We start from the raw sequence: 9,680 nt of genomic DNA on the forward strand, positions 1-9,680 counted from the left end.
TCCCATCGGCCCGCTCGACGCGGTCGTGCCGACGCGGTCACTCCTCGCACTGGCAGGCCGCTCGGGTTCCGGGAAGTCGACACTGCTACGCGCCGCCGTGGGCCTTCATCCTCCGATCCGGGGACGCGTGCTGATCCATGGGGAGGAGCTGGCCCCGCGGGTACAGAACCGGCCGCGCGCCCACATCGACTCGTTCGCGTTGGTGCCCCAGGACTCCTCGCTGGCCCTGGCCCCGGCGGTCACCGTGGGCCGCAGACTCCGCCGACTCGCCCGCGACCACCGCACCGACCTGTCCCAGGTCTGCGAGGAGCTCCAGCTCGGTCCAGAGCTCCTGGAACGCCGGCCCGGAGCCCTGTCGGGCGGCCAGCGGCAACGCATCGCGTTGGCCGCCGCGCTGCTCCGCGGGCCCGACGTGCTCCTCGTCGACGAACCCACCGCGGCGCTCGACCGGTCGACGAGCAGCGCGGTGCTCACCCGTCTCGAGCAGGCGTCCGCCGCCGGTGCCGCCGTCCTCGTGGCGACGCATGACGCAGACGTGATCGCCCGCTGCGACTCGGTTCTCACGCTGCCGGACGCCGGATAGCCCTGTGCCACCCGGCGTCCTACCAGCGGTTCCGCGACTCCTCCGCCCACCCGGTGAGGCCGTCCAGGCGCACCGCGGTGCCATCATCCAGGACCCCGGTTCCGGACCAGGTGCCGAAGGCCTGATGGGTGCGCACGGCCAGGATCCCGAGTTCGGTGATGTCCCGGCGGAGGTGGAACGGGGTGAGCGTGGCGTCCAGTCGCTCGCCGCGAACCCGCCAGGCCGCCGCCGGATCCGCCAGGTCATAGGTCCAGTGCAGATCCTCGCTGATCTTGTGCAGACGGCCGTCCACGAGGATCCCGTTCTCCGTGGACCCCGTCCCGTCCGTCCACCGGCCACCCACCTGCAGCGCACACGGCACACCGTCGACCACGCCGCTGCCCGCTCCCCAGTTCCACCGGGTCGCGTACCGCCAGCGCCCGCGCCCGCGGTCCAGGACCGCCCACCCGGTCCCGAGGTCGCGAGCGATCCCGTCCAGGGTCACCGAGCCGGTGACGGGGTTGGCGAGATCCTTGAGGGTGTACTGGAAACGGCGCTCAGTCCACGGCACCACCACCCCGAGACTGTCATGGCCCGGGCGGAGGACATCCAGGTCCACCCGAAGGCCGGGAGCGCGCACCCGGATCGCGGTGGCGCCCTCGTCGTCGTCGTCGATCTCGATTCCCACCCGACCCGAACCCACGCCGGCCGACGCGTGCACGGTCCCCACCCCCGCCTCGTCGCTGAATGCGGGCCGGGCGAGCGGGTTGATCCCGCTGCGGGTGGTCTCCACCCCGGTACGGCGGTCCAGGACGTAGACCGCGCAGGTGGACAGGTAGTCGAGACCGGCCACGGTGAGCCCCACCACGAACCGGTCGGTCACGATGCCCCAGTACTCCCAGCGCTTGGTCCGGCCCCACCCGGCGATGGCGGTGCGGTGCAGCGGGGTGCGGGTCCAGCCGACGGCAGCCGGATCGAGTCGGCGGCCGCGGGCCAGGTCGGTGGGCCGGATGATCTCACGCTCGTCGGTCATGCGCCCACTTTTCCATTCGCGCCCGCTCGGCATTCGCGCGGTCCACAGTGGGACGAGAGGGACCGATGGCGCGACCGCCGAGGGTTGCCTATGGTGCGGTGGACCCGACTGACCTGGAGGGCTCGTGTCCACACTCGATCTATTGCTCGCGACCGTCGGCGCGCTCGGCGTCGTGATCGTCGCCCTGTCCGCGCGACTTCACCGGTGGCCGGTGTCGGAGCCGCTCATCGCGCTCGGGGTCGGCATAGTCCTGGGCCCCGTGGTCATGGGTGTTCTCGACGTCCCCGACATCGTCGCCGACCCCTCCACGCTCCATCACGGCGCGGAGATCCTTCTGGCCATCTCCGTGATGGGTGTGGCTCTTCGCTACCCCTTCTCGGCGATCCGTCGTCACTGGCGGCGTCTGACGCTCCTCCTGGTGGTGGTGATGCCCGCAATGGCGCTGATCTCCACCGGTCTCGCGATCTGGGCGTTGGGGATCCCCTTCGCGGTGGCGCTGCTCTTCGGTACTGCGATCTGCCCCACGGATCCCGTCCTCGCCTCCGCGGCGGTGACCGGCGACGCCGCCGAGCGGGACCTCCCCGAGGACGACCGGCAACTGCTGTCACTCGAGTCGGGGGCGAACGACGGATTGGCCCTTCCCCTGGTCGTGGTCGCGCTCGCCGTCGCCACCCCCCTCACCGCCGGGCAGGCCGCCCTGGAGATCGGCTGGCAGATCCTCGGTGCCCTGGTGCTGGGCGTCCTCGCCGGAGTGTCGGCGGCCAAGGCCCTCCATTTCTCGGAGCGCCACCACACTGCCGAGAACGGCCCGATCCTGATGTTCACCCTGCTGCTGGCGTTGCTGGTCCTCGGTGGCTCGGGCCTGCTGGGAGTCAACGGGGTCTTCGCGTCATTCGTCTCGGGATTGGCCTTCAACCTGGCCAGCGTCGGGCACGAGAGACAGGTGGAGGTGGAGATCGACGAGGCGATCAACCAGTTCGCGGTCCTGCCGTTCTTCCTGGTCCTCGGAGCGATGCTGCCGTGGGACCAGTGGGAGCAGTTGGGTTGGGGTGCGGTGGTCCTCACGGCTGCAGTGCTCGTCCTGCGGCGCCCGCCAGTGCTTCTCGCCCTCATGCGTCCGCTCGGATTGCGGGTACGCGACGCCGCGTTCCTCGGCTGGTTCGGGCCGGTCGGGGTCGCGGCGATCTTCTATCTGACCGAGGAGGCGTCCAGAGCGGGTCCGGATCCCCTGTTGCTGGGTGTGGGCACCCTGGTCGTGGTGGCCAGCACGCTCGCACACGGCGTCTCCTCGGCTCCCGGTCGCGCGATGTTCAGGTCCGCCGCGCGACACGACGAGGACAGAGCCAGCCGCCCGATCCGCTGAAGCCGCGCGCGCGACTTCCGGGTCGTCAGTGGTCGGCCCAGCCACGCAACGGGGCCAGTGCCTCCTCGTCCCCGGCGCTCGAGGCACCGATCACCGAGAGCGTGCCATCCGATTCCAGGCACACCGCTGCCACCTGGTCCAGCCCGCCGAAGCCGCTCGAACGCATGGCCTGGAACACCTCGTCCCGGGTGAGCCTGCTCGAGGCGATCGCGTCCTCCAGCAGGGTCCCCCGCTGCGCCAGCAGGACGGGCCTGGCACGCACGACCGTCCGCCCTTTGACGAGCCTCGAGGTGAACAGACTCACCACGACCTGGAGTCCGAGCAGGAGAGCTATCCCGACCAGCCCGGTCACCAGTGCCAGATCCGACGAGGTGAGGATCGTGGCCAGCAATGACCCCAGCGCGACCGTGACGACCATGTCGAAGGCGTTGAGCTTGGACAACACCCGCTTGCCGCTGAAGCGGATCGCCGCGACCATCGCCACGTACGCGACCGGGCCGATCAGCAGGACGCGCACGATCGGGTCGAGGGACGAGAACCACATGGGGACCTCCGGGGTCGGCGACGTGAGGACAGCTCACGCTACCCGGGGCTCTCCCCACCGACGGCGGACCGCAGGGGGCCCGCCGTCGGTGGGGAGAGCGTCAGGCCGTGCCCGCGTCTGCGTTACCGGCCTTCCACGTCTCCCACGGGACGTTCCAGTCGCCCAGACCGTCCCACCCCGGCAGCGTCGGGCCGACCGTTCCGGTGACCTCGAAGATGTCGCCGCGCTTGACGTTGTCGTAGAACCACTTGGCATCTGACGTCGTGACGTTGAGGCACCCGTGGCTCACGTTCTGGCTGCCCTGAGCCCAGACGGACCACGGGGCGGCGTGGACGAAGATGCCGCTGTAGGACATCCGCGTGGCGTACTGGACCGGGGTCCGGTAGCCCTCCGGCGAGTCGACCGGAACGCCGTAGGTCGAGGAGTCCATGATCATCGAGGCGAGCTTCTCGCCGATCACGTACGTGCCGTTGGGGGTCGGGGTGTCGGGCTTGCCCATCGAGGTGGGCATGGTCTTGATCACTTCACCGTTGCGCTCGATCACGATCTGTTTGGTCGAGTCGTCCACCCGGGAGATGACCGCGTCGCCGATCTGGAAGTCGCTACGCGCGTCCTCCTGGCCGTACATACCGCCGCCCAGATCCTCGCCGTAGATGTCCACGTGGACATCGATCCTGGTACCGGGCGCCCAGTACTCGGCCGGACGCCACCGGACCTCCTGGTTGGAGACCCAGTAGAAGGCGCCCTCGACCTCTGGTTCGGTACGGATGTGAATGTTGTCCTGGGCGGCCCGGCGATCCGAGATCGGCTCGTCGAACATCACCGCGACCGGCTGACCGATGCCCACCGTCGAGCCCTGACCGGTGGTGAGATAGGCCGCCGTCATGATGCGCGGGGTGAGGGTGCTGAACGTGACGTTCTTCCGCGTGACGAGGCCGTCCTGGTCTGTCGCGGTTGACTCGAGCGTGTACTCGCGGGAGTACCCCAGGTCCTCGGTCGTCCGCCACTCCGTCAGGTCGGGGTTGAACTCGCCCTGGACCTGGACGCCCTCCGGGTTCCGCATGACCACGGTGTCGAGACGACCGTCGCTGGCGGTGAGGACCACCGGCTCGGCGGGGTTGGCGTCCAGTGATCCGTCTTCGACGGACAGGTCGATGACCGCGGCCGGCTCCGCCGGGGCTTCGGCCACCTGGGCCTCGCCCGCGCCGCCGGCGCCGATCGTGCACCCGGTCAACACGAGGGAGCCGGCGAACACGGCGGCCAGAGCGAGTCGGGATCTCGACCGGGAACCCGGGTCCCGTCGTCTGGTCCGATCCGTGTGGCGCAAGTTCACTAATGGCCCCTTCCGAGCATCATCCCCCCCCGGACGTCGACATGACCGGCGAGAAGTTACCCCCAGTATGCCTGGGAAAATCATTGCATTCCATATCGAATTGGTTAAGGATGCGCCGTCGAAAACCGGCCACCCCCGCTCTGACCAGGCGATTTCGTGATGCCGTCGGTGTCCTGTTACTGTTTCTCTCGCACCACGCAGGCGCCATTAGCTCAATTGGCAGAGCAGCTGACTCTTAATCAGCGGGTTCGGGGTTCGAGTCCCTGATGGCGCACAGCAGAGAAAGCCCCGGGTCCACGACCCGGGGTTTTGTCGTGTCGGCAGCGCGGCCGGGACCCCCGTGATTCAACGAGAAGAGCGTTCCGCACACGTTTCCCGAGTGGGAATGTGCGAAACGCTCTTCTCGATGGGCTGTGGTGAGCGGCGGCCGCTCAGAGAGCCCGACGCGCCTCGAGGTAGGCCTCGATACGCCGACGTTCCTTGCGCTTGTTGGCCATGGAGACCGTGATGCCCCCGATGACCAGCGCCGCGAATCCGCCGAGGACGGCGAGCACCCGGGGATCGGTGAGGGCGGCGACGGCCCTCTCCTTGCCCTCTTCGGCGAGGTTCTTGGGATTGACCCGGTCGACGATCTCGTCCAACGTCGTCGCGAGATCGTCACGCGCCTTGGCGATGTCGCCTTCGATGCTGTCGTAACTCCTGGACACGAGACCTCCGTCGATCGCTCGTCACGCGGTTAGCCGCGGATTCTGGACCCCGCCCACGCTACTGCACCCGTCGGCGATCCGCGCCCGCGCGCCGACGCATCGGATAGGTTGGAGTGATCACAGACCCCGACCCGACTTCAGGAGCACCGGTGACCACACCACGGCTCGAGGTGGGCCAGACCGCCCCCGCCTTCACCCTCCCCGACGCCGACGGAACCCCCACGTCGCTGGCGGACCTGCTCGCCGCGCACGGTCGTGTGGTGCTGTACGTCTACCCGGCCGCCATGACGCCCGGCTGCACCACGGAGACAGTGGACTTCGAAGGGGCCCTCCAGCAGTTGCGGGACGCCGGCATCGGGGTCGTGGGGGTGTCACCCGACCCGCCGGCCAAGCTCGTGCGCTTCCGGGACAAGCACGGCATCACGTTCCCCCTGCTGTCCGACCCGGACAAGACCATGCTCACCGAGTGGGGTGCGTTCGGGGAGAAGAAGAACTACGGCAAGACCGTGATGGGCGTGATCCGCTCGACGTTCGTCGTGGAGTCTGACGGGACGCTGTCCCTCGCCCGGTACAACGTCCGGGCCAAGGGCCACGTGGCCATGCTCGCGAAGCTCCTCGGCGTGGAACTGCCCGAACCCAAGGAGGGCTGACGCCACCCATGCCGACCGACCCGCCCGAGCGAGTGCAGGAACCAGTACGGGATCCCGCGGACGAGGCCGTCCAGGACGAGCCGAACATCCTGGTGCCCCGCCGCCGGCCCATCCAGGAGAGGAGCCGGCGCAAGTTCCAGGCGCTGCTGTCCTCGGCGCGGGACGTCCTGGTCGAGGTGGGTTTCGATTCGTTCACCTGCGAGGAGGTGGCCTCCCGCGCGGGCGTCCCCATCGGGACCCTGTACCAGTTCTTCGCCAACAAGTACGTCCTGGTGTGCGAGCTGGACCGCCAGGACGCCCACGGCGTGATCGAGGAGATCGAGCGTTTCGCGCAGAAGATCCCCGCGCTGGACTGGCCGGAACTGCTCAATGACTTCCTCGACCACCTGGCGGACCTGTGGCTGAGCGATCCCTCCCGGCGTGCGGTCTGGTTGGCCACGCAGGCCACCCCCGCCACCCGTGCCACCGCGGCGGTCAACGAGCGCGAACTGGCCAGGATGATCGCCAGCGTGCTCGCCCCGCTCATGCCGGCCACCGAGCGCCAGCGCCGCGCGTTCATGGCCGACGTGCTGGTCCATGTGGCCTATTCGATGCTCAACTTCTCCGTCAGCGCCGGCTCCGCCACGGGCGAGGACATCCACGACGCCACCGTCACCGAACTCAAGCGGATGCTCACCGCCTACCTGTGGCTGGCGGAGAAGGAAGCCCAGGTCGGCTGAGTCCGGCGAGGCTGGTCCGCCGGCGAGGCTGGTCGTCGACGGTGCTCGGCGCTGGCCCGCCCGGGAGACGGGACCCCGCTACCCGGCCACCGGCCCCTCGAGTACCACGAACGCCAGTGCGGAGTCGCCGTCGTGGCTCAGTGAGACGTGCCAGCGGGCGCCCTCCCCCACCGTCGCAGCGACCTGCCGGGCGACCTCGCCGCCCAGGCGCACCGCGGGCCGGCCCCACGCGTCGCAGACGGTCTCGATCTCGGACCACACCAGCAGGTCAGGTGAGATCGGCGGCGCGGAGCCGTAGAGGGCCGACGACCAGGCCTTAACCACGGCCTCCTTCGCCGCCCACCGGGCGGCCAGGTGACGGGCAATGCGGGTGGACTGACCGGATGACGACGACGAGGAGCCCGCACCCAGCACCTCGGCACCCACCGGGTGGGGGCCGGGCGCGGCCGCGCTGGACTCGGCGCGCTCCCGGCACTGCCGTCGCTCAATGGGTGAGAAGGCCGTGGTGAACCGCGTCCCCGGCTCGGCCAGGGACGCGGCGAAGGCGCCGATCTCGACTGTGTCGACCCCGACGCCCCGCACCGCTACGGTCACTGCCAGTCGCTGGCCGCGAGTACGCCGTCGGAGTTGATCCGCGCGGCCGGGTCCAGCAGGACCGCGGCCTCGCGCTCCTTGACCTCGTCGGCAGATCCCTCGCCGAGTCGACGCGCGTCCGGACGGCTGTAGAGTGACTCGCCGCCGTAGATGGCGTCGGTCAGTCGACGGGCGCCGTCCCGCTCGCGCTCCAGCGCCGACTCGCGGAGGCGCTTCGACTCCTGCTCGCCGAGCTGCGCAGCCACAGCGCGGTGGAACGCCTCGGGGTGCGTCACGGCGATGAGTCCGGAGACGTGACCGAAGCCGAGCGAGGTGAGCAGACCGGCCTTGAGCGGCAGGTCCCCGCCCAGCTGCAGCGTCTCGCGCAGCCAGACCAGGTGCCGGTGTCGGTCCAGGACGTCGTCGACGCAGTCCAGCGCCCGGTTCGGGGGCAGTGTCCCCGAGCGCAGCATCTGGGTCAGCCCGATGAGCTGGAACGCCGCCGCGCCGCCCTTGGCGTGGCCGGTGAGCGACTTCTGCGACACGACGAACAACGGGTTGCCGTCGGAGCGACCGATCGCCGCACCGAGACGCTCGTGCAGGTCCGACTCGTTGGGGTCGTTGGCCTTGGTCGAGGTGTCGTGCTTGCTCACCACGGCCAGGTCATCGGCGGTCAGTCCGAGCTCTGCGAGACCGCGGGTTAGCGGCGACCGCTTCCCACCACGGCCGGCGCCGAGAGCGCCCAGGCCCGGTGCGGGGATCGAGGTGTGCGCGCCGTCGGCGTACGAGCCTGCCCAGGCCACCACTCCGTGGACCGGCAGCCCCATGCGGGCCGCGACGTCGCCGGGGGCCAGCAGGATGGTGCCGCCGCCCTGGGATTCGACGAACCCGCCGCGCCGCCGGTCGTTGGCCCGACTGTAGTGGCGCTCGTCGATCCCCTTTGCCGCCATCGCCGCGGAATCGGCGGTGGCGGACATGTCGGCGAAGCCCTGGATGCCCTCGGTGGACAGGTCGTCGAACCCGCCGGCCACCACGAACTCGGCCTTTCCGGCGCGGATCTTGTCGAAGCCCTCCTCGACGCTCACCGCGGTGGTGGCGCAGGCCGCCACCGGGTGGACCATCGAGCCGTAGCCGCCGACGTAGGACTGCATGACGTGCGCGGCCACGACGTTGGGCAGCGCCTCCTGCAGCGTGTCGTTCGCGCGGCTGCGGCCGAGAATCCCGTCGATGTACAGCGACCTCATGCTGGTCATACCGCCCATGCCGGTGCCCTGCGTGTTGGCGACATCGGCCGGGTGCACGTGGGCCAGCAGCTCCGCCGGGGTGAAGCCGGAGGAGATGAACGCGTCCACGGTGGCCACCAGGTTCCACGCCGCCACCCGGTCGATCCCGGAGACCATGTCGGCGGGGATGCCCCACGCCGTCGGGTCGAAACCGGTGGGGATCTGCCCACCCACGATGCGGGTGAGCGTCGCACGGCGCGGGACGCGGATCTCGGTGCCGGCCTTGCGGGTGACCGTCCAGTCGCCGGTGGAGACGTCGTGGGTCACGACGGTGTTCTCCGGGTCGGCTTCGAGGTACGCGCGGGCCTGGCCCTCGTCGTCCACCACGAAGGACAGGTCCTCCGGCAGGAACACCGAGGTCAGCTGCGGCGAGGCGTTATCGAACATCTCCGCGCGCGAATCGTCGGCGTAGGTGCGCACGCCCACCCGGGCGAGGACCTCGTCGTGGAAGCGCTCGGCGATGTCGGCCTCGTCGATTGGGTCACCGGACTCGGTGACGGTCCAGCCGGCGCGCGGCGAGTCCTCCCAGGTGATGAGCCCGGTCGACCAGGCCAGCTCGACCACGCCGGCGGCGCTGAGGTCGCCGGTGGTCTCCACCTCGAAGCGGGTGCGGGCGCTGCCGTAGGGCCCGACCTCGCCGGAGCCCACGATCACGACCATGTCCTCGAGGTCCTGCGTGACCTGGCCCCACTCGGGGCGCTCGTCGGCGGTGACGGTCTGCAGCGACGGCAGGGCCGCGATGGTCCCGTCGGCGTCCTCGGTCGAGACCTCGGCCGCCGGGGCCGGACGGTCCGCGGCGAGCGCAGCCATGTCCAGGTCGGCGGTGCCGAGACCCCCGGTGAGGTCGACTGTGAGAGGCGCCTCTCCGGCGGACCGGCGGACGTCCGGGGTGCACGAGTCCAGCAGCTCGGCG

At 70.1% G+C, this 9,680-nt stretch carries 10 protein-coding genes and 1 tRNA gene; 5 read left to right on the forward strand and 6 right to left on the reverse strand.

Annotation, left to right across the window (positions count from 1 at the left end; all coding sequences use genetic code 11):
* Window positions 1-583: ATP-binding cassette domain-containing protein (locus G6027_RS09110; RefSeq protein ID WP_182636897.1), on the forward strand; the 583-nt coding region annotated here is incomplete at its 5' end.
* Window positions 584-602: 19 nt separating this feature from the next.
* Here G6027_RS09110 and G6027_RS09115 read toward each other — a convergent pair.
* On the reverse strand, window positions 603-1,595 hold the full coding sequence (locus G6027_RS09115; RefSeq protein ID WP_182617023.1) for a DUF2804 domain-containing protein: 993 nt from the start codon (window positions 1,593-1,595) through the stop codon (window positions 603-605).
* 124 nt (window positions 1,596-1,719) lie between these two features.
* On the opposite strand from G6027_RS09115, the gene G6027_RS09120 reads away from it, so the two are divergent.
* Window positions 1,720-2,958, forward strand: a complete 1,239-nt coding sequence (locus G6027_RS09120; RefSeq protein ID WP_182617025.1) for a cation:proton antiporter — start codon at window positions 1,720-1,722, stop codon at window positions 2,956-2,958.
* Window positions 2,959-2,983: 25 nt separating this feature from the next.
* On the opposite strand, the gene G6027_RS09125 is transcribed toward G6027_RS09120, so the two are convergent.
* Together G6027_RS09125 and G6027_RS09130 are read right to left on the reverse strand one after the other, a co-directional pair.
* The gene (locus G6027_RS09125; protein ID WP_182617027.1) at window positions 2,984-3,502 is read right to left on the reverse strand and encodes a YetF domain-containing protein; all 519 of its coding nucleotides are present in this window, start codon (window positions 3,500-3,502) and stop codon (window positions 2,984-2,986) included.
* A gap of 100 nt (window positions 3,503-3,602) precedes the next feature.
* Window positions 3,603-4,757 carry an Ig-like domain-containing protein gene (locus G6027_RS09130; protein ID WP_346995672.1) on the reverse strand — a complete coding sequence of 385 codons (1,155 nt, stop codon included), beginning with the start codon at window positions 4,755-4,757 and terminating at the stop codon, window positions 3,603-3,605.
* A 279-nt stretch (window positions 4,758-5,036) separates the two neighbouring features.
* Here G6027_RS09130 and G6027_RS09135 point away from each other — a divergent pair.
* Window positions 5,037-5,109, forward strand: a tRNA-Lys gene (locus G6027_RS09135).
* A 157-nt stretch (window positions 5,110-5,266) separates the two neighbouring features.
* Here G6027_RS09135 and G6027_RS09140 read toward each other — a convergent pair.
* The gene (locus G6027_RS09140; protein WP_182636898.1) at window positions 5,267-5,542 is read right to left on the reverse strand and encodes a DUF3618 domain-containing protein; all 276 of its coding nucleotides are present in this window, start codon (window positions 5,540-5,542) and stop codon (window positions 5,267-5,269) included.
* Window positions 5,543-5,691: 149 nt separating this feature from the next.
* Between G6027_RS09140 and G6027_RS09145 the strand changes: the two genes are divergently transcribed.
* Window positions 5,692-6,192: a redoxin domain-containing protein gene (locus tag G6027_RS09145; protein ID WP_182617033.1), complete on the forward strand. Its 501-nt coding sequence runs from the start codon at window positions 5,692-5,694 to the stop codon at window positions 6,190-6,192.
* Between the two features lie 8 nt (window positions 6,193-6,200).
* Complete coding sequence (locus G6027_RS09150) at window positions 6,201-6,911, forward strand: TetR/AcrR family transcriptional regulator (protein ID WP_182636899.1); 711 nt, start codon at window positions 6,201-6,203, stop codon at window positions 6,909-6,911.
* 78 nt (window positions 6,912-6,989) lie between these two features.
* Here G6027_RS09150 and G6027_RS09155 read toward each other — a convergent pair whose 3' ends face one another.
* Complete coding sequence (locus G6027_RS09155) at window positions 6,990-7,505, reverse strand: 4'-phosphopantetheinyl transferase superfamily protein (RefSeq protein WP_182617037.1); 516 nt, start codon at window positions 7,503-7,505, stop codon at window positions 6,990-6,992.
* Window positions 7,502-9,680, reverse strand: a 2,179-nt coding sequence (locus G6027_RS09160; RefSeq protein ID WP_277612328.1) for a beta-ketoacyl synthase N-terminal-like domain-containing protein, incomplete at its 5' end; no start/stop codon positions are given. The genes G6027_RS09155 and G6027_RS09160, both read right to left, overlap by 4 nt.

Source organism: Dietzia sp. SLG310A2-38A2 (assembly GCF_014145095.1).
Taxonomy (GTDB): domain Bacteria; phylum Actinomycetota; class Actinomycetes; order Mycobacteriales; family Mycobacteriaceae; genus Dietzia.

Coding starts and splice junctions, on each gene's coding strand:
- G6027_RS09125 (WP_182617027.1), bottom strand. CDS start 3,502: ATGTGGTTCTCGTCCCTCGACCCGATCGTGCGCGTCCTGCTGATCGGC.
- G6027_RS09150 (WP_182636899.1), top strand. CDS start 6,201: ATGCCGACCGACCCGCCCGAGCGAGTGCAGGAACCAGTACGGGATCCC.
- G6027_RS09115 (WP_182617023.1), bottom strand. CDS start 1,595: ATGACCGACGAGCGTGAGATCATCCGGCCCACCGACCTGGCCCGCGGC.